Here is a 23653-nt window from a genome sequence, read left to right on the forward strand (position 1 = left end):
GGGGTTACACCTCCTCGGCCAGGAGGGCGCGGATCTCGTCGTCGCTCAGGCCGTCCAACTCAGCTGCCAGTGCGTCGAGTTCTTCCTGACTGACGCCCTCCGTCAGCAACTGCTCGACCGCTGCCGCGGCCCCGGCGACGGTGAAGCCCTCGGTGAACAGCCGGTCCAGCGGCAGCTCGACGCCGTACGCGTCGTGCACGCCGGCGAGGAAGTGCACCAGCGCCAGCGAGGTGCCGCCCGCGTCGAAGAAGTCGGTGTGGGGGGTGGCCGGCGCCGCTCCGACGGACTCCGCCCAGATGCGGGCGACGCCCTCCTCGGTGGCGCTCACCGTCTCGCTCCCGGCGACGCGTCTGCGGAGGTGGCGGCGCTGCCGCGGGCGGGCAAGGCGTGCATGGCTGTTCTCCCTGTGCAGGTACGGCGGCACGGCCACTTCGCGGCGCGGGACGTGCAGGGCAGCGTCGGGCGCCGGCTGGGCCGGGCGGTGAGGGTGGGTGCGCCGGGGTCGGTGGTCGGCGCGCGCGGGTGGAGCCCGCCAGCTGTGGGAGCGCTCCCACGTAGTAGTGGACCGCCGCTCCCGTCCCATCGGGCGACGCCATTTCAGCAGTGGGTCCGGACGGTGTCAATGGATCGGGGGCAGCGCCTTCCGGCCGCACCACCTGCACGGTTAGTCATGCCCATGGCGGTCAGCGGCGGACGGCTCCCCCGCAGAGGCCCGTCCGGGCGCGGCCTCCGCCGCCGCCCGACTCCGACCGCGCCCGGTTCCGACCCGCCCCCGGCGCTCCCCGCGGGACGGCGTCGCGGCCTTCCCGCACGCCGCCGCCGGACTCGCCGAGCACCACACCGGCCCGCCGATCGGCCGAAGCGCCGTCCGCCGGGCCCGCCGCCGCGGGCCCGGGCACCGGGCGGACCACCGCGGGCGCCCCCAGCAGCGGCGTTCGGCACACGAACACCCGGGGGCGGCTCGGGCCCCGCCCCGCCCTCCGTGATATGTACTGCGTTCGAACGGCCGTTGAAAGGCCGGCTGACGTACCGACACCCTGGGGGCCCGCATGCCGCTCTTCCGCCGCCGCGACGACAGCGAGACCGCGAACGGCCCCGCCGGCCTGCGCGGACTCCTCCGCGGCCGGTCCGCCCCCGACACGACGGCGGCCGACCCGGCGTGCGGCGACGCGGAACTCTCCGCCCTCCGCACCGCCGCCGCGGCCGGCGACTGGGCGACCCTGCGGGGCGGGCTGACGGGCGTCCACGACTCCGCCGACCTCACCTGGATGCTCGCCGTCGTCTCCGAGACCCCCGGAGTCGAGGCGTGGATACCCGCCGCCGTCGCCGCCGAGCCGGACTCCGCCCTGCCGCTGCTCCTCTCCGGCGCCCGGCAGATCGCCTGGGCCTGGGAGGCCCGCACCAGCGCCCGGGCCAAGTACGTCTCCGAGGAGCAGTGGAAGACCTTCCACGAGCGGCTGGAGACCGCCGAGGCCCAGCTGTACGAGGTGGCCGAGCGGGAACCGCAGTGGCTCGCCCCCTGGTACTTCCTGCAGATCAGCGCCCGCGGCGCCTCGCTCGGCGCCGACATCGGCCGGTACCGCTTCGAGGCCGCGCTGCGGCGCCGCCCGGACCACCTGGGCTCGCACCGGCAGCGGCTCCAGCAGGTGTGCGCCAAGTGGGGCGGCTCGCACGAGGAGATGCACGACTTCGCCCGGACGGCGATGCTCTCCGCCCCCGAGGGCAGCCCGCTGGGCGAACTCGTCGCCCTCGCCCACCTGGAGCACTGGCTCGACCTCGACCCGGGCGACGACCGGGCGTACATCCTCCGCCAGGACGTCCGCGACGAACTGCACGAGGCCGCCGACCGCTCGATCCGCCACCCCGCCTACGCGCGGCCGCGCGGCTGGAAGTCCGCCCTCAACACCTTCGCGATGGTGTTCCACCTCTCCGGGCAGCCGAGGGCCGCCGACCTGCTCTTCCGTGAACTCGGCGGCACCGTCACCGAGTCGCCGTGGAACTACCTCGACAACGACCCGGTGAAGGCGTACCGCGCAGCCCGCCGCGCCTGCGCGCGCTGACCCGCGCACCCTTCGGCGCCTCGTCCCCGGCCCCGTACCCTCCGGCCCCGCACCTTCCGGCCCCGCACCCCTCCGTCGCGAAAGAACCCACGGTGTCCGAAACCGAGCGCGCCCCGAGCGCCCACACCTTCCAGGTCGACCTGCGCGGCCTCGTCGACCTCCTCTCCCACCACCTCTACTCCAGCCCCCGCGTCTACCTGCGCGAACTCCTGCAGAACGCGGTCGACGCGATCTCCGGCCGCCACGCCCTCGACCCCGGCGCGCCCGCCGCCATCACCGTCCACGCCGACGACGGACTCACCGTCACCGACACCGGCGTGGGCCTCACCGAGGCCGACGTCCACACCTTCCTCGCCACCATCGGCCGCAGCTCCAAGCGCGACGCCGACGGCGGCCTCGACGGCACCGGACTCGCCGCCGCCCGCGGCGACTTCATCGGGCAGTTCGGCATCGGACTGCTCGCCTGCTTCGTCGTCGCCGACGAGATCACCGTCGTCACCCGCTCCGCGGCCGCCGCCGACGCGCCCGTCATCGAGTGGCGCGGCCGCTCCGACGGCAGCTACACCATCACGACCCTGCCGTCCGCCGCGAAGCCCGAGCCCGGCACCACCGTGCGGCTGACACCCCGCGCCGACGCCGCCGAGTGGACGGCCCCCGGCCGCGTGCTCGAACTCGCCCGCAACTACGGCAGCATGCTCCGCCACGAGGTCACCGTCGTCGACCCGCGCGGCACCCGCACCCGCATCAACGCCACCCCGCCGTGGGCCGAACGGCACGCCTCTCCGCAGGCCCGCCGCGACGCCTTCACCGCGCACTGCCGCCGGGCGTTCGACTTCACCCCGCTGGACAGCATCGAGCTCGACCTCCCGCTGGTCGGCCTGCGCGGTGTCGCGTACGTCCTGCCGGACGCCGCCCCGCCGTCCCGCCGCGCCGGGCACCGCGTGCACCTCAAGGGCATGCTGCTCTCCGAACAGGCCGACGAACTCCTCCCCGACTGGGCGTTCTTCGTGCGCTGCGTCGTCGACACGGACGGCCTGCGGCCCACCGCCTCACGCGAGGGCCTGTACGCCGACGAGACCCTCGCCGCCGTGCGCGACGCCCTCGGCGCCCGCGTCCGCGACTGGCTCACCGGCCTCTCCGCCAGCGACCCCGCCCTGCTCCACCGCTTCCTCGGCGTGCACCACCTCGCGGTGAAGGCCCTCGCCCGCTACGACGACGAACTGCTGCGCATGCTGCTCCCGTGGCTGCCGTTCGAGACCACCGACGGCAACGTCACCCTCGACGAGTTCGCCCGCTCCCACCCCGTGATCCTCGTCGCCCGCACGGTGGAGGAGTTCCGCCAGGTCGCCCCGATCGCGGGCGCCGCCGGCCTCGGCGTCGTCAACGGCGGCTACACCTACGACCGCGACCTCGTCCACCGCCTGCCCGAGATCCGCCCGGGCAGCTCCGTCGCCGACCTCGACCCCGGCACCGTCACCGCCCACCTCGACAGCGTCGACCCCGCCGCCGAACTCGCCGCCGCCGCCTTCCTCACCGTCGCCCGCGAGGTCGTCGGCCGGTTCGACTGCGACGTGGCCCTCCGCAGCTTCCACCCCACCAGCGCCCCCGCCCTGCTGCTCGACAACCGGGAGGCCCGCCACGAGCGCACCCGGGCCCGGCTCGCCGACGAGGCCGACGGCCTCTGGGCCGACATCCTCGGCTCGCTGCGTTCCGAGGTGCCGCGCGCACAGCTCGTCCTCAACCACCTCAACCCGCTGGTGCGGCGCGCCGCGTCCATCACCCACCGGGAGCTGGTCGTGACCGCCGTCGAGGCGCTCTACGGCCAGGCCGTGCTGCTCACCCGCCGCCCGCTGCGCGCGGCCGAGAGCGCCCTGCTCAACCGGTCGTTCATCAGCCTGCTCGACCACGCCATGCTCGGCCACGAGCCGGACGCCCCGCGGAAGGACGTGTAATGCTCGACACCAAGGAAGCCGTCCAGCAGGCCCTGCGGGACAACGACGCCCGCCCCTACGGCCGGACACGGACCGTCACCGCCGAGGAACTCGTCGACACGGCAGAGCAGTTCGACGACCCGGAGCTGTCCGCGTCGGCGCTGCTGGAGCTGATGGAGGCCTACGAGTACGACGGCGAGCCCCGCAAGGCGCCCGTCGTCTTCGCCCGCGTGCTCAGGCTCTGGGACACCCACCCCGAGGCGTTCGGCGACTGGGCACGCCTGCAGGTTTACTGGCGCTTCAAGTGGGTCGCCTCCGCGCTCCTCAGCACCCCCGACGTGCCCCTCGACGCGCTGCACCGCTGGCACACCGAGATGCGCGACCGGTACGTCGCCGCCGAGTTCGACCTGCAGCCGTACTACGCGCAGCGCCACCACCTCGCCGCGCACACCGGCCTCGGCACCGACGACGCCTTCGACCTGTGGGCGACCCGCCCGCGCAGCCGCCTCAGCGACTGCACGGCCTGCGAGATCCGCGCCACCGCCCTGCACCACCTCCGCGCCGGCGACGACGCCCGGGCCCTGGCCGTCTGGCAGCCCGTCCTCGACGGCAACAGCTCGTGCAGCGAGGAGCCGTACACCAGCCACGCCCACGCGCTGCTGCCGATGCTGCGCCAGGGCCGCACCGACGAGGCGCGCTCCGCCCACCTCACCGGCTACCGCTGGGCCCGCGGCAAGAGCAGCACCGCCACCCAGATCGGCCTCCACCTGGAGTTCTGCGCGCTCTCCGGCAACGAGCCGCGCGGCCTGGAGATCCTCGCCGAGAACCGCGACCTCTTCGACGGGCAGGGCGACCTGCTGGGCCGCCTGCAGTTCCTGACCGGCGTGCAGGTGCTCGCCGCCCGGCTCGGCGAACTCGGCCACGGCGCCCTCGCCGTCGGCGGCCCGCCCGGCGCCACCTGGACGGCCGACACCCTGCTCGCGCACGTCGCCGCCGAGGCCGACGCCCTGGCCGCGCGCTTCGACGCCCGCAACGGCAGCGACACCGTCGGCGCGGGCCGCCGCGAACGCCTCGCCCGGCAGCCGCTGCTCGCCGAGCCCCTCGCACTCGGCGTCCGCGCCGCCGCCGTCCCGGCCGCGGCCGACGCCGCACCCGCCGTGCCCGGCCACCCGGCCCCCACGCTCGGCACGGCCCGCCGCACACCCGCGGAGCCCGTACCGGAGGACTTCACCGCCCTCGTCGAGCGGGCCCGCGAACTCGCCCGGCAGACCCACCCCGACGCCACGGCACTGTGGCGGCGGATCGCCGAGCGGACGGCCGCCGGAGACCACACCGCCGAGGCCGGCAGCGAGCGCCTGCTCCGCGCCGAACTCGCCGAACGCGAAGCCGTGGACGCACCGGACGACGCCGACGTGCCGACCGTGCAGGCAGCCCTGCGCACCGCCGCCGAACTCTTCGACGCCGAAGGGCTGCCCGGGCGGGCCCTCGGCGCCCGGGTCCGCGCCGACGTCTCCCCCCTCGGCCACCGCGGCACGGAGAGCCGCGAGGTCGCGGCGGACTGGGCGCTGCTGGACGCGCACCTGCAGCAGGCCGACGACCTGCTGGCCGCCGGCCTGCTGGAGCCCGACGACCACCTGACCCTCCGGCAGGCCCGCGCCTTCGCCGCCCACCACGACGCGCTGGCCGCACAGCCCGACACCGGCACCCCGGCCGGGGGCGACGCGCCCGCCCCGGCCACCGACGGGCCGGAGGCCGCAGCCGCGGCCGCGCGGTTCGAGGACGCCGCCCGGCGGTTCGACACCGAGGTCGCCGCCTACCGTGAGGCCGCCGAAGGCCACGGCCACCTCCACCGGGTCGCCGCCGCCCTCCAGTTCAGCGGAGACCTGGCCGCCCGCCGCGGCCGGTTCGAGCAGGCCGAGGCCGACCTCCTGCGCGCCCTCGACCTGGTGGACGCCGCCGACCGCCCCTGGCGCGCCCCGCGCGTCCTCGGACTCCTCGGCCAGGTCAAGGCCGTCCAGGGCAAACACGCCGACGCGGTGCCGCTGCTGCACCGTGCCCTGGCCGAGAGCGTCCGGTGGGCCGACGACTTGTTCCCCGCCGCGACCACGTACATGATGCTCGGCCACGTGTCCGTCCACACCGGCGACCACGGTGGCGCCGTCCGGGCCCTGTCCGAGGCCGCCGCCCGCTTCGACCGGGCCGGCGAGACCGTGGACGCGGCCGGCGCCCGGCTCGAACTCGCCGACGTGCTCGACCGGACCGGACAGCCGGCGGACGCCGTCGCGGTGCTGGAGTCGGTGCTCGGCGCCGGTGCCGGGGCGGACCTCCCCGTGCGGCTCGCCGCCCAGGCCCGGCTGAACCTCGCCCGCGGCCTCGCCGGCCTGGGCGAACACCGCGAGGCGGCCGAGGAGTTCCTCCGGCTCGCCGAGATCACGGCCCAGTGGGAGGACGACCCGGACACCCACACGATGGTCGCCTGCGAGGCGACCGTCGCCCTCGCCGAGGCCGGCATCTGGGAGGCCGCCCACGCCGCCCGCCTCCGCACCCTCGCCGCGCACGACCGGGCACCCCGGCCCGACCAGGTCGCCGCGATGCTCCGCGAGATCGCCCGGCTCACCATGGAGGCCGAAGGCCCCGACGGGCTCGACGCGGCCCTGGAACGCCTCGCGGAGGCCGACGGCCTCCGCGAGCGCGCCGAGGCCGCGGGCGACCCGGTCACCTCCTGGTACCTGACCGGCGCCGCCCACTACGAGCGGGCCCGGGCCTACGCCGTCGCCGACCGGCACGAGGAGTCGCTCACCTGGGCCGAACGCGCGATCACCGCCTACGAGGCGGGCGGCCCGGAGGGCGAACGCCCCCGCGCCGAGGTCGTCCGGGTTGCCGCCCTCGTCGAGGGCAGCACGCTCGGCCGCACCGCCGACGCGCAGGCACGGCTCACCGCCGCGATCCGGCGCTGCTCCGGGCGGCCCGACCTCACCGACGTCGTCGGGATCCTCACCGCCGTGCACGACCGCCTGGCCGCCCGCGCGGACTGACCCCGGCACCCGCCTGCCGTCCGCCCTGCCGGTCCGCCCGGGCGGGCCGGCGGGCCGGGGCGTCCGGCAGCGCGGCGGCGTCCCCGGCCGGACGAGTCCGGAGCGGTAGGCGGCGGCGAGGAGCCGGACGCGGGCGTCGCGCTCGCTCACGGCCCGTCCGGGCGCCCGGCACGGGCAGGTCATCCGAGCGTGATCCGTTCGCCGACGCCCCGCTCGCGGGCGGCACCGACCACGAGTGCCGCGGCCGCGGCGTCCTGGACGGACACGCCGACCGACTTGTAGAGGGTGATCTGCTCCGCGGACGAGCGCCCGGGCCGGGTGCCCGCGACGAGTTCGCCGAGCTCGGCGTGGACGTGCCCGGCGGAGACCACGCCTGCGCGGATCGGAGCCAGCAGGTCGTTGCTGCCCGCAGGGAAGGGCGCGAGCGCGGCCTGCCGGGATTCGACGCACACCAGTGCCTCCGCCACCGTCGCGTCGTCGACCTCGCGCCCGGCCGGGTTGAACCCGACCGACGTGACGTGCACCCCGGGTGCCAGCCACGAGCGGCGGACCACGGGTTCGACGGCGTGGGTGGCCGCCGCGGCGATGTCCGCACCGTCGAGTGCCTCGGCGTACGTGGCCACCGCCCGGACCTCGGCCTCCAGCGAGGCGGCGAGCTCCCCGGCGAGGGTGGCGGCCTTCGCCTGATCCCGTCCCGCCACCCGGATCTGCCGGATCGGTCGGACCCGGCACATCGCACGGGCGTGGGACCGGGCCTGCACGCCGGTGCCGAGCACCGCCAGCACCGTCGCGTCCGGGCGGGCCAGCAGCCGGGCCGACAGTGCGGAGCAGGCCGCGGTCCGCGCCGCCGTGATCGCCGCACCGTCCAGCAGCGCCGCGGGCTCACCGGTCCGCGGATCGAACACCACGATCACGGCCTGATGGGTCGGCAGCGGCGTGCCGGCGTTGCGGGGGAAGAGCGAGACCAGTTTGGCCATCAGCATCCCCACCGACGGCACGTAGCCCGGCATGGCGGCCAGGAGGCCGTCCTGCTCGGGCACCGTCGCGGCCACCCGGTCCGGTGCCGACGCGCGGCCCGCGCTCAGATCCGCCATCGCCGCCGCGAGGGCGTCGATCAACGTGTCCGTGTCGAGCAGCGCCTCGACCTGCGAGCGCCCGATGACGAGCATGTGCCCCGACCTCCCGGTGTCCGGCGTTCCCGCCGACGGCCGGCGGCGGACAACCGCCGGTCACAGGGTCGCCCGCGGCCGCCCGCCCGGGGCGCCGACACGCCCTGTGGCCGGTGTGGCACGTTCCGGCCCGCCCGGCGCGATCCGTCGGGCAGGCCGCCCCGTGGTGTCGGCCGTCAGCGCCGGGAGCCGAACGGGTGACCCCCGGGGCGGGTCGGGCACCCGCCGCGCAGCGCCGTTGGGACGATGCGGCCATGGCATCCAGAACGGGCACTCCTGCCGGGGCCGGGGCCGCGGCTGCCGGCCTGGTGCTGGCGACCCTCGCCGCCGGCCAGTTCCTGATGGCACTCGACAGCTCGGTCATGAACGTCGCGATCGCGACGGTCGCCGACGACGTCGGCACGACCGTCACCGGCATCCAGGGCGCGATCACCGCGTACACGCTCGTCATGGCGATGTTCATGATCCCCGGCGGCAAGGTCGGCGTGCTGATCGGCCGCCGGCGCGCCTTCATGATCGGCTGCGCCGTGTACGGCTGCGGCTCCCTGACGACGGCCCTCGCACCGAACCTGCCCGTGCTCCTCCTCGGCTGGTCCTTCCTGGAGGGCGTCGGGGCGGCCCTCATCCTGCCCGCCATCGTCGCGCTGGTCGCTGGCAACTTCCCCGCGGAACGCCGACCCGCCGCGTACGGGCTGGTCGCGGCCGCGGGCGCCGTGGCGATCGCGCTCGGCCCGCTCATCGGCGGCATCGCGACCACGTACTTCTCCTGGCGCTGGGTGTTCGCCGGCGAGGTCCTGGTGGTCGTCGCGATCCTGCTGGTCGCCCGCCGCATCGCCGACGCACCCACCGGTGGCCGCTCCCGACTCGACCTCGTCGGGGCGGCGCTCTCCGCGCTGGGCCTCGGCATCTTCGTCTACGGCGTGCTCCGCTCCGCGGAGTGGGGCTGGTTCGTCCCCAAGGCGGACGCCCCGTCGTGGCTGGGCGTCTCGCTCGTCGTCTGGCTCATGCTGGCCGGTCTGCTGCTCGTCTGGCTCTTCCTCCGCTGGGAGGCCCGGGTGGTCCGCGGCGGCCGCGAACCGCTGGTCGACCCCGGCCTCCTGCACAACCGGCAGCTCACCGGCGGCCTGACGATGTTCTTCTTCCAGTACCTCGTGCAGATGGGGGTGTTCTTCGTCGTCCCGCTGTACCTGTCGGTCGCGCTCGGCCTCTCCGCCCTCGCCACGGGCGTGCGCATCCTGCCGCTCTCGCTGACCCTGCTCGCCGCCGCGGTGCTGATCCCGCGCCTGCTGCCGCACGTCTCGCCGCGGCGGGTGGTGCGGTGCGGCGTCATCGCGCTGCTCGCGGGCGCCGTCGTGCTGCTCGCCGCGCTCGACGCGGACGCGGGCGCCGAGATCACCACCGTGCCGCTGCTCCTCATCGGGCTCGGCATGGGGGCCCTGGCCTCGCAGCTCGGAGCGGTCACCGTCTCCGCGGTGCCGGACGAGCAGAGCGCGGAGGTCGGCGGGGTGCAGAACGCCGTCACCAACCTCGGAGCCTCCATCGGCACGGCACTCGCCGGCTCGCTCATGATCGCCGCACTGACGACCTCCTTCCTGACCGGCATCGGCGAGAGCCCGGACATCCCGGCGCAGGTCACGGACAAGGCGACGGTCCAGCTGGCGAGCGGTGTGCCGTTCCTGTCGGACGCCCAGCTCACCGCCGCACTCGACGACGCCGGGGTCCCGCCGGAGGTCTCCGCGGCCGCGCTCGACGCCAACGCCGCGGCCCGCCTGGACGGCCTGCGGGCCGCGCTGGCGATCCTCGCGCTGGCCGCGACCGTCGCACTGTTCTTCACCGGACGCATCCCCACCACCCAGCCCGGCTCGACAGCTTCCTGACGGCCCGCCGTGCGCCGTGGCTCCGGCCCGGAGGCACGTCGGGCGAGGCCGGGTGCGACGGTCGGCACGGCCGCGGACATCCTCCGCCGGGCGAGGGAATGCCTGGCATGGTCGTACGACCCGGTGCGCTCACGCGGGGACCGCGGCGCGGAGCAGGTGCGCGAGCCGCTGGGCGAAGCGGCGGATCCTGTGGCCAGGGCCGTTGCACATTCCTGTGATCTTGTAATCGCGCTGGTCAGAGATGCCCAGCAGGTCGAGCGGGCGGATGAAGGGCTCGTAGGAGGCCTGCCGGATACCGGCGGCGATGTTGCGATGCCCGGGCGCGGAGGGTGTTGATCGCGAGGCTTCGCAGGTCGCTATGTTCTCCGGGCCGTGGCCGGTCAGTATCTTTGTGTGGGTACCCCAGGCCGGAGGCCGGGAGAGCGTCCTCAGCGAAGGCGGTGTCGCGGCCGAAGTGGAGCCGGTTCTTCGATGTCCCACCGCAACCCCCAAGCCCCTGCGCTACCGCATCCTGCATGTCCCGGCCCGGCTCGTACGCGGCCAGCGCAGACGCCGCCTGAAGATCCCCTCGACCTGGCCCTGGGCCGACGCCATCGTGCGGGCCTTCACCCGCATCCAGGCCCTGGCCCGACCCACCTGACCAGCGCATCTGGCCCCGCCGAACAGTGAGAGGAGGCCGACCCGCAGTCCACCGGGCCCGTGGAACCCGGTGTCACTGGCACGGCAGCCGACGCGCAGCCCTACCCGACACCGCCCCCGGGAACGGACCAACGCGACATCACGGGCACGAGATCAACCGGCCGCTGCCGTGAAACAACGAGGCCTGGCCGTCAGGACGCCCAGCGGCCCCGCTGAAGATTCTTCAGCGGGGCCGCTGGGCGTGAAATCTAGTTTCGCCGAAATTGCGGCTGTGAGCTCGTATAAATCATCCGGATGGTCGAATTTTCGCGCAATTCCAGAATCTCTTTAGTTGGTTGCGAATGCGCCGATCGAAGAAACTCTTAGAACTTTGCCAGCGCCTGACCATCGGAGGCGTGGCCCGTTTCCTATTCGTAAAATCCCATGCCGATGATATTTGCGTACTGTTGGCGAATAAACGTACCCGCCTCCTGAATTTCAGGATCCGAGCTCGCCATCGCGTCAGATGCGACACCAGCCAAAGCCTCGGCTGACTCAAGGGAGGCCAAAATCGAAGCAAGCTGCAGGTAGTCCTCGACATCAGGTCTAGGCAGGTATTCAGCTGCACGACGAATCACCTCGGGAAGGACTTCACCTCGAGGGCCTGCTGCCAGAACCTCGCGGGCCTCGCGCTCCCATCTTCCACTGACCGCAAACCCGAAAATCTGCGGAACGAACTGCGAGACGTCTCGAGTGAACAACCTCAGGAAGTTCAAGGCTGCACCTTGATCCCATACGCTCGCCTCCACTCTCAGTGCAGCAGTCAGCATCTCGATTCGCGTGCTCGAGTTATTTACAGCAGCCCGCAACTTTGCCGCACTTTGCTCCATCGAGACCAAGGACTCCCACAGGGCTGTATCGCCAGTGGTCATATATGACATCTCCTTCACTAATGACTTGCTAAGTTGCAGGCCAGTCTGCCACCCGCGACTGGCCTTGGGAGTTTATGGGGTCTTCTGTCCAATATTATTCCATCCGCCGTCCGTCAGGAGCTGGTCGAATTCCCCCCTGGTCATGACCCGTGTGGGATATAGGGTCACGTGCCCCGCGGGCATGGTCCCTCCAACATTTACACCATCAGCGATCGATCCCACGCCATCGGGCAGCTCAGAAAACGAGCGGATCTGTTGGCCAGCGGACAGTCTTGCCGATACAAGATCATCAACGCTGGAATATGCGGACTTGCCGTGGACGTTTAGATTGGCGAGATCCTCGGGCGTGGGAGGGTGGATATTGCCATCAGCGTCCACAGGAAGGTCGTCTGGGCGAGCCTTCGCTGCTCCCGCGAAGAAGCACCTATCTTCATTGTGCACCAAGATCGGGGTGCTGCCTGCGAGCACATAGTACGTGTGGAGGTCTCGGACAGTCAGGTTGAAGGCGGCCTGCAGCCCGGCCCAGTGATTGGTCTTGGCGATGGTGACCGTCGAACCGGTGCTCGTGCGCAGTGAGTCGCCCGCCACCAGATCCGCAGCATCGAGCCACTGGTGCCGGTTCTCGGACCAGAACGGGTGGTGATCGGTTGCTGTCAGGGAACTTGTTGCGCCGTCAGCAGTCCGGATGGTGAGGGTGGTGAACTGGCGGTCGTCAGGCGTCGCGATGGTGGCGTCGACCTTGCGGGGGCCGGTCTCGCCGGTCTCAGGGTCGGTTGCGGTGATCTCGTCGCCGACTGCCAACTGTTCGATCGGCACCATCGAGCCGTCGGCTTCGAGGACAAGAGTGCCGGCGGGGAAGCTGTTCTTGCAGGTCTTGGGGTTGGTCGTGGGCTCGGCGCCCGGCTTCTTGCCCTTGAGCTTGTCGTAGCGGCCGGACGGCAAGTCACCGAACATGTCATTGATATTGCTGCCGGCGATGATCGCACCAGCGAGCATCCTGGAGTCACAGCTGTCGGCATCGACGCAGCCGAGGAAGAGGTCCCGGGCAAGGATGGACTGGGTGACAGTGCGACCCTCGTCCGACATGGTGTTGTAGGCCGTGACGTCCAGGCACCCGAACCCGTGGATCCAACCATCGCAATCCGCTTCGATCGCCTTGTAGAGCGCGGTGCGGATCTTCTTAAACAGGCGGTGGCTGTTGCGGATGACAATTCCGGGATAGACCTCGGTGTACTTGCCGTCGGTGGGAAGTTCCTCCTGCGGCAGGTACTGCATGGTGCAGGATGCGCCTTCGCATCCGGTGCCGCCTCCGCCGTCGACCGGTGCCAGCCTGAGGCCGCTCGGATCGCTGTAGGCCAGGGGGTTGTTGTTGCTGTAGGTGTAGCCGGCGAGGGACTGCGGGTCGGTTGCGGCCAGGACGGGGTCGACCGAGATGAAGCGGCCGGTGGTGGGGTCGTAGTCGCGGGCTCCGAGGTGGGTGAGTCCGGTGGGTTCGGTGGTGCCGCCGAGGAAACCGTGGGCGCCGGCCCAGCCGGTGGGCGGGGTGCCGCGTGTGCTGCCGAAGGGGGTGGTGCGGCGCTGGTCGACGGCGCCGGTGGTGGCGTTGATGTTGAGTTCGGCGGTGCCGTGGTGGTCGCCGGTCTGGAAGGTCAGGGTGTTGTCGTCGGTGCGGACGGCCGTGGCCGCGCCGAGGGGGTAGTAGCGGGTGGCGGCGGGCTTGGCCATGCCCTTGGTGAGCTTGAGTTCGGTGCCACCGAGGTAGAGGGTCCAGTTCTCGGCGGTGGGGGCGGCGGTGTCGAGGTTGTGGGCGAGGAGGCGGTTGCCGTCGGCGTCGTAGAGGTAGTCGGTGGTGCGGTTGGTCGTGGTGGTGGTGCTGCCGCTGGTGGTCTTGACGGTGTCGGCGACCTGGGTGAGGTGGTTCTCGGCGTCCCAGGTGAGCTTCTGGTCGCTGGACTGGTTGGCGGCGGGCTTGAGGTGGCGGTCGGTGGTGTTGCCCGAGAGGTCGTAGGCGTAGGTCTCGGAGACGGGGCTGCCGAGGGCGCCGGTGACGGTGGAGGTGTCGCCGAGGCGGTGGGTCTGGGGGTAGGTGTAGGTGCTGGTGGCGTCCTGCGCGGTGTTGCCGGCGGGGTTGTGCCGGGTCTCGGTGGCGCGGGTGCCGTCGGTGTTGTAGGTCCAGCTGGTCCAGTACGCGGCCGGGCCGCCGAGGGCCGCGCCGGTGGGCGTGGCCGGGCAGGTGCCGGCGGTGGGGGTGAACGCGTCGGTGAGACGGGTGAGGTAGTCGTACTGGTAGCACTGCCGGTCGGTACCGGAGGCGCTGGCATCGGTCAGGGAGGTGACGTTGCCGGCCTGATCATAGGTATAGCCGGCTTGGCGGAGAACGGTCGTCGCGTTGACGTCGGTGGTGGACGTTTTCAGCCGCTGGGTGCCGCTCTCGTAGGCGTTGGTGACGTGGAACACCTTGTTGGCGGTGCCGTTGGACAGGGTGGACTGCAGCGGCTTGCCGACGTAGTCGTAGATCTGGCCGGTGAGGTAGGTGTTCAGGCCGGAGGCCTTGGTCGGCCGGTGGAGCAGGTCGTAGGTGAGGTTGAGGGTCTCGGCGGCGAGGTTGCCGGCGGCCGGGTAGGAGACGGACTTGGTGGTGCCGTCCGTGTTGTAGGTGGTGAGGGCGTCGTAGGTGCCGGCGAGGTTCTGCTGTCCGTTGGGGACGGACGGGACGGTGTAGCTGGTCCTGCGGGGGCGGTAGAGCGTGTCGAAGAGCGAGTAGGCGGTCTTGTACTCGTACGTGGTGCCGCCGACCGTGGTGAAGCGGCTGCTGGAGGCGAGTTGGCCCTTGTAGCCGGACGGGTCCCAGGTGCGGGAGGTCAGCAGCGGGCCGGTCGCGGAGCCGTCGCGGGTTTCCAGGAGGCGGCCGATGTTGTCGTAGACGGTCGCGATCGTCTTGCCGCGCCCGTCGGTCGTCGAGGTGACCTCGCCCCGGGTGTTGTAAGCCTTGGTGCTGGTGCCGGTGTCGGGGTCGACGGCCTTGGTCTGCCGGCCGAGCTGGTCGTACAGCCAGGCCCACTGCGCGCCGCCGGGGCCGGTGAGCCCGGTCAGGTGACCGGCCGGGTCGTAGCTGTAGCTGACGGTGTCGTAGGCCGTACCGGGGCCGGGGGGCGAGGCTTTGTACTGCCGCAGCTCCGTGACCTGCCCGGCCGCATCGCTGATCGTGGTGGTGGCGGTTGCTCCGGCGGGCGGAATGACGGTGACGCGGTCACCGCCGTACTCGGTCACTGTGGTCGCCAGCGGCGTTCCGACGCCACTGCCCGCCAGCACGGTGGACTTGGTGACACGTCCCAGGCCGTCGAACTCGCTGCGGGTCTGGGTGTCGACGCCGGTGGCGTCCTCCACCTTGGACAGGGTCTTGGAGGGGGCGCCGGTGGCGTAGTAGGGGGCGTAGGCGAGGACGGCTTGGCCTCGCTCGTCGTAGAAGGTGTCGGCGATCAGGCGCCCGCCGGTGTCACCCGGGACCTGAGCCTGGCGTGTGCGTCCGAAGCCGTCGTAGAGAGTGTAGGAGGTCTCCTGGGACTGGTCGTTCGCAACCGTCTTCGTAGAGACCGCAGTGATCTGCTGATCGGTCAGGGTGTAGGCGTACTCGTAGTTGGGGGTATTGCCGCTGGACTTGGACTGGTCGGGCAGCCAGACCTTCAGAACCCGGCCGAGTGCGTCGTAGGTGCTGTCGGTCCTCTTCGTGTTGGCGTCGGTCGCGGTGACCGTCTGGCCCCGCAACAGGTCGAAGGTGTTCGTCGTGACCTGGGTGGTCGTACTGTCGGTGGCCTTGGCGGGGGGTGATGTGATCACCGACTGCGTCGGACGACCGGAGGCGGGGGTGTAGACGGTGGTGGTGGTGCGGGCCTCGGGCAGCGCGGTGCTGGTGCTGGTGCCGGTGGTGTTGTCGACGGCGGTGCTGTTCGCGAGTTCGGTGGTGGACAACACGCGGCCGTACACGTCGAAGGTGCTGGTGTTGTCGAGGTAGGTGGCGGCGGCCGAGGTACGGCTCTTGAGGGCTCCGGTGACGGTGATGTCGCCCTTGGTGGGGGCGCTGCCGTAGGCCTGGCCGTCGAAGCGGATCCGGTTGTCGGTGAGGACGGCGGAGGTGCCGTCGGCCTTCGTCACGCGATCGACGGTCGTGGCGCAGTCCGCGGCGACGGTCTCGGTGCGGATCGCACCGACGAGGATCCAGGCGGTGGCGTTGTCGGCGTAGGTCGTGCGGGTGCACCGGTTGTCGGCGGCAACCGCGGTGTCACCGAGGTCCTCGCTCTGGGTGGCCCGGCCGTAGGCGTCGAACGTCGTATTCGCTCGCGTCTCGCGCCACGCCGCACCGACGCCTTGGTCGAGGGAGGTGAACGCCCTGGTGATCTGCGTGCCGGTGAGGTTCGCCGTGGTGGTGCCCCAGTCACGGACCCGGGTGGCGGTGGTCTTCTTCCACGGCGTGTTGACCGCCTTGGTGAGGATCTTGCCGGCGGGCTTGTCGTACTGCTCGGTGCGGTACTCGAACCCGGCCCACGCCTGGTCGTCGGTGATGGTGGTGCCCTGGCCATCGGGGACGGTGACGGTGCGCTTCTGCGTCTTGTCGGTGGGGCTGGTGCGGTCACCGTCCATGCCGCGCAGGAACCAGTGGTCGGTCTGCGTGGACATGGCGGTGGTGCCGCCGGTCTCGACCTTCACATGTTGGTAGCCACGCCACTGGGACCAGGTCTTCAGCTTCTCCTTGGTGATGCCGTCCAGGTCGTCGAAGTGCCAGGCCGCATCACCGAGGTAGGTGTAGTGGGTGACCATGTCGGGGGCGTGACCGGTGCGGTCGGTGCCGGTCACCGACTCGACCACGTACTTGTTGAACCACTCGGTGGTCACCGGGGTGTCGTTGTTCGGCTGGTACTGCTGCGGGAAGCAGCGGGTGATGTTGGTCTGTGGGGTGGGCAGTGCGGCCGGGTCGCACGCTGCGGCGGAGTAGTTGACGTCGGTCTGGCCGCCCTGCTCGTCGGTGACGGTGCCCAGCCGCTGCTTGATGAACGGCAGTCGGCCGTCACCGGTGCGGTCCATCCGGTTGACCAGCTGCTTGTAGGCCAGTGTGGTCTTCGGCAGGGTGACTGTGGGGGTGGTGGCGGTGCCGGTGTGCAGGATGGTGTCCAGCAGCAGCTGGTAGTCGAAGTCGGCCGTACCCCACTTGTGGGTCAGGTCCCAGGTGTCCATGCCCTTGTACGTGCCGTCGCCCTGCAGTGTGGAGGCCACGACCTGGGTCAGGCGGGTGCGGGTGAAGAACGAGGGGCTGAGCACACCGGTGCAGTCGGTGTTGTCCTTGCAGTTCTGGTCCCACGGAGTGTCGTACCAGTACTGCCTGTTGGTGTCGATGTTCGCGGCGTCGCACAGGGAGGCCGTTGTCTCCAGGCACCGTTCGGCGGTCTTGAACTCCACCTTCGCCATCGGCTTGACCGTCGCGGAGTAGATGTCGCTCTGCCGCTGGCCGTACTCGATGTGGTCCAGGCGTCCGCCGCGCACGTACGGGGTGCGGTCGGTGGCCTTGAGGTTGCGCCCGTAGTTGTTGGTCTCCGGGGTGTACCAGTACGTGATGTCGTTGCCGTGGGCGTCGACGACCAGGTCGAGGTTCCACCGCCAGCCCTGCTGGCACCACGACGACCCGAAACCACTGCTGCTGTAGCAGGGCTCGCCGGCATTGTTGCCGAACACCGGCACCGTGTAGACGGACTTCGTCTCCGCCTTGCCCGAGGTCCAGTTCGTCAGCCGGTTGTAGCCGAAGAAGTAGCTGGTGCCGTCGGGGGTGGTGGCCTTGAAGTACTCGCCGTCGTTGTCGCCGTTGCCGCGGCCGGTGTCTCGCACCCGGACGACCTTGGTGTTGTCGTCGCCCTTGATCCGCCACTCGTCCGCCGAGACGGGAATCAGCTCACCGGCGTGCCCGGCGAAGGAGATCGTCGCGTTGTCCGTCGCCCAGCACTGGTCACCGGGGTCGGAGCCGTCGGTCTTCGGCGCACCGTCGTCCGCGCACGCCTTGTAGGTGCGTTCCACGGAGCCCGAGTCCAGCGTGAAGCCGTCGCCGGCCCAGGACCCCTGGTTGTTGGAGTTCGACGTGCGGCCGTCGACACTGCCCGAGTCGTACGCGAGACCGACCTTCGGGGTCAGGCCGCCGGGCATCGCGGTGAGCGGCATGTCGTAGGACCACGTGAACGAGCCGCTGTTCAGCGACGTCGACCACGTGGAGGCCGCCGACAGCGGCGTCGCCTTGTAGTCACCGGTCGGACCCGCATCGCCTGCGGTCGCAGCCAGCACCGTCACCCCGCCCGACGCGGACTGCACACGCACTTGCCCCACCGGTGTGGCAGGTGCGGTCAATGGCACGGCATCGGCGGTGACGGCCTGGTGCTCGGTGTCGTTGCCGCCCTCGAGCTGCGTCTGCACCCGGCACTCGGGCTTCTCGGGCGTGGTCAGTACGCACGCCTGCAGCTGTACCAGGTGCAGGCGGGCGCCGAAGCCGGCGCCGACGGCCTGGGCGAAGCCGGAGTAGTCGACGGCGACCTTGGCACTCGTGCCGGCAGGAGCGCCCGGGGCGGCAACGGTGAGCAGGACGCCGGAGATACCGGCCTTGCGGGCCGTCTCCTGGTCGAGGACCTGGACGTCGGCGGACGGCGAGGTGCCACCGCCGGTCGTGGTGAGGGTGACGGGGAGGTCGCCGGCCTTGATGGGCTTGCCGGGGGGTGCGGTGACCTTCGCGGTGCCGGCTTTGGGCCAGGCGGTGTGCTTGGCCTCCGGCTTGCTGACCGTGGTGTCGGGCTTGCGAGCCTTCACCTTGGTGTCGCTGACCCTGACCGGCTTACCCGGTGAGGGGGGAGCGAGTTTCGGGGATCCGGCCGCGGACGCTGCTGCGGCCATCGGGAGCGTGGGCAGCAGGGACCCGACCAGGACGGCAGCCACCACGGCAGCCGTCCTGGGCCGGGACCGCCGCCAGGCAGCCCTGTTCACAATCATGGACATATTTCCTCAGGTCGGCGTCCCGTTTTGGGGCGCTGTCGGCCGAGCGGCCACGGATGGTGGGGCCCGGAAGACTGCCGCCCCCACCGCAGCGGTGGGGGCGGAGCAGGAGGGAAAGCAGGCCGGGCAGCGATCGCTGCCCGGCCCCGTGTGGCGCCGCGGTCAGACCGGACGCCGGGTACTGGTCAGAACGACGTCGACAGGGCGCTGACCTGCTCGCCGGTCAGAACTCCCTGGTAGACGCGGACGTCGGCGAGTTCTCCGGAGAAGTACTCGCCCCAGGCGGCCGCTGACTCCGTGCGACCGAACTGCAGGCCGCCGCCGGCCGCTTCGAACGGTCTGTACGAGGAGAGCGACAGGCTGCGGCCGGCGCAGGACAGGTCGCTGGTCTCGCAGCCTGGCCGGTCCAGGTCGCCGTTGACGTAGAGCGCAAGGCTCCCGGCGAGGCCGTCGTAGACCAGTCCCAGGTGCGACCACAGCCCCCACTCACTGTCCGGGACGTGCGTGATGGTGGTCTGGGCGGCTCCTGCCGTGTCGGTGGACCGCACCGACGCCTGCCACTCACCCAGGTGCGCGCCCGAACCGGGATCGTCTCCGAGGTAGTGCCAGCGCAGCGTCACCGAACCGCCGTTCGCGCCGGGTACGGACAGGGCCGTCATGTCCCGCCCGGGAGCACCCGCGGTGGCCGCCCACACGGACAGGCTGAAGCTGCGGTCGGTGTGCAGCAGGGTGGGGGTGTTCTCCGCGAAGCCGGTGGTGCCGTTGAGGGACAGGCTCCCTGCGCCGATGACACCGCCTGTCGGGTTGACTTTGGCGCTGCCGCCGAGGACGACGGCAGCGCCGCCGCTGATCTCGTTCGGCGAGGCGAGCGGGTCGCCGCTGGAGGTGGCGAGCTTCCAGTGGCCCAGCAGCTGGGGCACGCTGTTGACGAGGTCGCCGACCTCCGGGGTGGTGATGACGCGGTCCCAGACGCGGACGTCGTCGATGTCGCCGCCGAAGAACTGTTCACTGGCGCCCTCACGGGAGGCGGCACCCAGTTGAAGCGGTCCCGGGGTCGGCCACGGGGTGGTCTGCGTGTAGTCGGCCTCGCCGGCGAGGTAGCCGTTGACGTAGAGGCGGATCTTCTGTGCGACGGCGTCCGAGACCCCGACGAGGTGGGTCCACTGGCCGTCAGTGGCACCGAAACACGGCGTGGCACCGACGGGAGCGGTACAGGCCACCTGGTTGGCGCTGATCAGGGTGGCGCCGGTCGAGTCCTCCTTGTAACGGCCGAAGACCCACTTCTTCGCGTACGCCGAGTAGTAGAGGGACAACTCGCTGTTGTGCACGCCGGTCTGGTTGAGCACCACACGCGCGGCCGTCGAACCGTTGGTGATCGCCGGCAGACGAACCCAGGCCGCCACGGAGAAGCTCCTCGTCGCGTCGACGGCGGTGCGGGCGGTGAGGGCGGTGTCGTCCGTGCCGTCGAACGTGACGGCGCTGCCGCTGACACCGACGGCAGTGCCGGCCTGGGCTCCGCCGTTCAGCGTGAGGGTGTCGGTCTCCGGTGCGCCGGACACCGAGGTGGCGCCGGCTGCCTCGTCCAGGTGCCATACCGACTTCGCCGGTACCCCGGTGGTCAGAGGCTGGTCGGTGGCGACTTTGGTGATATCTGCCGGGGACAGTGCGCGGTCCCACATCTTGACTTCGTCGATGGAACCGGACCATGGAGCAGCCCACAGCTTGTTCCAGCGGTCACGCCCGATCTGAAGGGTGGCGTGGCCGTCCCAGACGGAGGACGGGACGACGGCCGAGCCTGCGGAGGTGCCGTTGACGTACAGCCGGATCGTGTTGGATGCCTTGTCGTAGACACCGGCGAGGTGGGTCCACTGTCCGCTCGCCGCGGTCGCGGCGGAGACGACGTAGGTGCTGGTCGAATCCTGGCCCGCGCCGTCGCTCTGAACCTTGAAGGACCAGCGCGGGTCGGTGCCGACCATGCCGATCCCGAGGGTGAACGAAAAGGAGTCGGCCCCGTTCTGGCTGACTGCGACGCGAGTGGTCGTCGCAGCGTCCGGGCGCACCCATGCCGAGACCGTGTAACTCATGGACGTGTCGAGGACAGCCGAGTCGGTCTGGGCGTAGCCGGTCGAGGCAGCGCCGTTGAACGCCAGGGCCTGGCCGGCATGGCCCGCCGCACCCGCAGTGACGGTGCTGCCGAGGGTGGCGGTGGCGCTGTTGCTGCTACCCGCGAGGGTTGTGCCGCCTCCGGAGTCGTCCAGGGACCAGATGTCGCGCGCGCCCTGCCCGCTCAGCACGTTGAAGTAGTAGGTCTCCAACTGGGACGACACACCCGCGCCGCTGATCGCCCGCACCGAAAGCAGGTGTGGGCCGGGCTTGTCCATGAGCACGCTGATCGTCTGTGCAGCGCCGGCGGTCGTGGCGACCTCGTGGGCCGCGGACGCGGCGGTGTCCAGGCCCCACTGGTACTTCACGACGTTGGTCTCCACCGAGTCGATCGTGAAGGTGCCGTAGCGTCCCACGCCGTCAACAGGCGGGACCGATCCGGCGGACGTACTGATCGGATACGTGCTGGAGGTGACGCCCGGCCCTGCCGGGATCGAGGAGTCGACCCGAACGTAGCAGGCTGTCGGGTTACCGTCGGAGTTCCACGGGCCCCAGGCCGCGCCGTCCCAGGCCCGCACCTCCCAGGTGAAGGAGCGGTCGGTCGGGGTGTTCGCGGGCGGCGTCTGGTTGAAGAGCGAACCGGATGCCTTGAACGTGTTCGACGCCGGGACGGTCGCCTCGGTGCCAGTGCTGAACCAGCGGCGCTTCCACCCGGTGCCGTCGTCCCAGCCGAGCGCGAACTGCGCACCGACCGCCTCGCCGTCCGGGTCCTTCAGCACTGCGGTCAGCTGCGGCACCGTCTGCACCTGCACGGCCGTGCCCGAGCACACGGAACCCGGCTGCATCGACAGATCCGCGTTGGCGGGCTGACGGGGCGGCAGATTGTAGTACACCTGCAGGTAGGCGCCGTCGGTGAACTTCTTCCAGCCGTTCAGATCGCTCTCGTTGGATGCCCTCAACCCGAACGAGGAACTCTGCCACCCCCAGTTCGCACCGTCCTGCACCAGCGTGCGCACGGCGTCCGAGTATTCCCCGCCGAACTCCAGCCAGCCGCCCGCACTGCAGGAACTGCCCGGACCGGTCCAGCCCTTCGCATCGTCGATCGTCTGCAGGTACCGGCTCCAGAACGTCGAGTTGTTCTGCGAGTTCCACGTCAGCTTGTTGGTGAAGTGCCCGGTGTTCCACAGCTCCACCGACGTCTTCTGGCAGCTGTACGACCAGCTCTCGTACGCGCCGAACGTCGCCTTGAGGATCTGCTTCCCGACGAACTGCCCTGTCGGGAACTGGAAGAACGCCCGCTTCACATCAGTGGGCTGGCACCGGGTGGTGTCGCCGCAGTAACCGACGCCCCAGTCATGCACCACGTTCGAGTTGTACGTGAAGTGGTTGTACGCCTGTGTCGGGTAGTACTTCGACACGCCCGCCCAGTCACTCGCGTGCGGGGTGTCCCACGAGGGGTCGATCATCACCGGGAACACCGTCGCCGGATCGTCCAGCATCCCCTGATCCGGCGTCAGCACGAGCTGGTCCTGCGCAGCGGGAAAGTCGACTGCAATCTTCGCCACTCGCGTACCCGCAGCGGGCACAGTGGTTGCGGAAACGGCCGGTACGGCGGTCGCCGCGGAGCGGCCCGCCGCCTTCGCGCCGTCGGCGGACGGCGACGGCGCACCGGAAGCGGACGCCGCGACGGGTGCGGCCGGAGCGCTGGCCCCGGTTGCCGGGGCCCCGGTTGTGGTGGAGTCCCACATCACCGGTACCGGCGCCTTGAAGATCGTACCGCCGGCCCCCGTGTCCACAGCCGACAGAGAGCCGTCAGCGGCCTCCTCGATCCGCAGGCCGTCGCCCTTCATTCCCAGGCGCAGCGCGTTCAGGGCGGGGTTCTTGGCTGCCTCGGCGGTGTGGACGACGAAGACCTGGGTGAAGCCGGTGCGGGTCGCGGTCAGCTTCAGGTCGACGTCGGGCAGGATCGTGCGGTACTCCGCCGTCGCGCCGTCGATGACCGGCTCGGGCAGCGGCTGGGGCCAGGACAGGCTCAGCGATTTTCCGGCGGATGTCATGCGCACCAGTGGTGCGCTGTTGCCGCCTCCGGAGAACGTCACGTCGGCGACCGCTGCTTTCGGGGCGACGGTGCCGTCCGTCCGTTTCCGCAGCGCCGGGTCGATGTCCACCCACCCGCCGGCGCGGCGTACCCGCTGCGGCTGCGCGTAGACGGTCGACTTCAGCCGGCCGTCGGGCTGTGCGACGACATCGACCGATTCCGTGCGCATCGACGGTACGTCGACCGGTTTCCCGGTCCGCTTCGCCTCCGCGACCGCGATGCTCTCCACGGTCCCTGTCGACGGCTTGGTCGACGACGACCCCGAGGCGGGCACGTCAACGGTTCGCGCGTCTCCGGCGGCTGCAGCCGGAACAGCACCCGCCGCCCCGGCACTCGCTATCAGACCGGCGGACAGGCACACCGCGAGCGCTCGGCGCCCCGCGGTCCACCCCCACCGGCCGTGGTCACTTTCAGACCCCATGAACGGCACTCACTCACACTCGGAGATTCGACTGCGAAGCCTCGGGCACGCACACATGGGCAGTCAACGACAAAATTCGTCTGACCAGCATGTTTTGACGCTCCGTAACCAGACGCATGCGACCAAGGGGGGAGTAATCGGGATCAGATGACCCAGGCGATGTGCCGCATATCACATTGCTGTCGTCCCAGGTGGAGGTCACCCAAGGAACCTGCACTCAGCGGGTCTTTGCCCTCGCCGTGACAGTCCGGCCGCGTCTCGTCGGAGGCCTGCCACCGGGCGTCGAAAGTCAGTGGGGCCGGGTCGGGCCGGGCGGCGGTCCGTCAGTGATGTCGGTCCGGGACGGGACCGTGTCCGCATGGCTGACATGGAAGGGGCGGTCGCGGAGA

General features: G+C 71.2%; 10 protein-coding genes. 5 read left to right on the plus strand and 5 right to left on the minus strand.

The features are described from left to right. Positions 1 to 4: 4 nt before the first annotated feature. Complete coding sequence (locus OG335_RS39210; RefSeq protein ID WP_405009083.1) at positions 5 to 328, minus strand: acyl carrier protein; 324 nt, start codon at positions 326 to 328, stop codon at positions 5 to 7. A gap of 721 nt (positions 329 to 1049) precedes the next feature. On the opposite strand from OG335_RS39210, the gene OG335_RS39215 reads away from it, so the two are divergent. The 3 genes from OG335_RS39215 to OG335_RS39225 all read left to right on the plus strand — a co-directional run bounded on the left by OG335_RS39215 (position 1050) and on the right by OG335_RS39225 (position 7026). Further along, a complete protein-coding gene (locus OG335_RS39215) occupies positions 1050 to 2060 on the plus strand; it encodes a hypothetical protein (protein WP_405009082.1) in 1011 nt (336 codons plus the stop codon). A 92-nt stretch (positions 2061 to 2152) separates the two neighbouring features. Next, positions 2153 to 4012, plus strand: a complete 1860-nt coding sequence (locus tag OG335_RS39220; protein ID WP_405009081.1) for an HSP90 family protein — start codon at positions 2153 to 2155, stop codon at positions 4010 to 4012. Then, positions 4012 to 7026, plus strand: coding sequence for a hypothetical protein (locus OG335_RS39225; RefSeq protein WP_405009080.1), 3015 nt, complete (start codon positions 4012 to 4014; stop codon positions 7024 to 7026). Before OG335_RS39220 ends, OG335_RS39225 begins: the two co-directional genes overlap by 1 nt. A 179-nt stretch (positions 7027 to 7205) precedes the next feature. Here the strand turns inward: OG335_RS39225 and OG335_RS39230 are convergent, their stop codons facing one another. Continuing rightward, complete coding sequence (locus tag OG335_RS39230; protein WP_405009079.1) at positions 7206 to 8195, minus strand: ornithine cyclodeaminase family protein; 990 nt, start codon at positions 8193 to 8195, stop codon at positions 7206 to 7208. A 254-nt stretch (positions 8196 to 8449) separates the two neighbouring features. Here OG335_RS39230 and OG335_RS39235 point away from each other — a divergent pair, with 254 nt between their 5' ends. Both OG335_RS39235 and OG335_RS39240 read left to right on the plus strand, forming a co-directional pair. After that, the gene (locus tag OG335_RS39235) at positions 8450 to 10072 is read left to right on the plus strand and encodes an MFS transporter (protein WP_405009078.1); all 1623 of its coding nucleotides are present in this window, start codon (positions 8450 to 8452) and stop codon (positions 10070 to 10072) included. A gap of 391 nt (positions 10073 to 10463) precedes the next feature. Then, complete coding sequence (locus OG335_RS39240; RefSeq protein ID WP_405009077.1) at positions 10464 to 10712, plus strand: hypothetical protein; 249 nt, start codon at positions 10464 to 10466, stop codon at positions 10710 to 10712. A 406-nt stretch (positions 10713 to 11118) separates the two neighbouring features. Here OG335_RS39240 and OG335_RS39245 read toward each other — a convergent pair whose 3' ends face one another. From OG335_RS39245 to OG335_RS39255, 3 genes are all read right to left on the minus strand, one after another. Then, the gene (locus OG335_RS39245) at positions 11119 to 11622 is read right to left on the minus strand and encodes a hypothetical protein (protein ID WP_405009076.1); all 504 of its coding nucleotides are present in this window, start codon (positions 11620 to 11622) and stop codon (positions 11119 to 11121) included. A gap of 72 nt (positions 11623 to 11694) precedes the next feature. Further along, positions 11695 to 18588 carry a polymorphic toxin-type HINT domain-containing protein gene (locus OG335_RS39250; protein ID WP_405009075.1) on the minus strand — a complete coding sequence of 2298 codons (6894 nt, stop codon included), beginning with the start codon at positions 18586 to 18588 and terminating at the stop codon, positions 11695 to 11697. Between the two features lie 239 nt (positions 18589 to 18827). Continuing rightward, complete coding sequence (locus OG335_RS39255) at positions 18828 to 23072, minus strand: LamG-like jellyroll fold domain-containing protein (protein WP_405009074.1); 4245 nt, start codon at positions 23070 to 23072, stop codon at positions 18828 to 18830. Positions 23073 to 23653 lie beyond the last annotated feature (581 nt).

The sequence above is a fragment of the Kitasatospora sp. NBC_01539 genome (genome assembly GCF_045040525.1).
Taxonomy (GTDB): Bacteria; Actinomycetota; Actinomycetes; order Streptomycetales; family Streptomycetaceae; genus Kitasatospora.

Excerpts from the sequence above, each read along its gene's own strand:
- OG335_RS39215 (WP_405009082.1), top strand. The coding sequence starts at position 1,050 with ATGCCGCTCTTCCGCCGCCGCGACGACAGCGAGACCGCGAACGGCCCC.
- OG335_RS39225 (WP_405009080.1), top strand. The coding sequence starts at position 4,012 with ATGCTCGACACCAAGGAAGCCGTCCAGCAGGCCCTGCGGGACAACGAC.
- OG335_RS39230 (WP_405009079.1), bottom strand. The coding sequence starts at position 8,195 with ATGCTCGTCATCGGGCGCTCGCAGGTCGAGGCGCTGCTCGACACGGAC.
- OG335_RS39235 (WP_405009078.1), top strand. The coding sequence starts at position 8,450 with ATGGCATCCAGAACGGGCACTCCTGCCGGGGCCGGGGCCGCGGCTGCC.
- OG335_RS39245 (WP_405009076.1), bottom strand. The coding sequence starts at position 11,622 with ATGACCACTGGCGATACAGCCCTGTGGGAGTCCTTGGTCTCGATGGAG.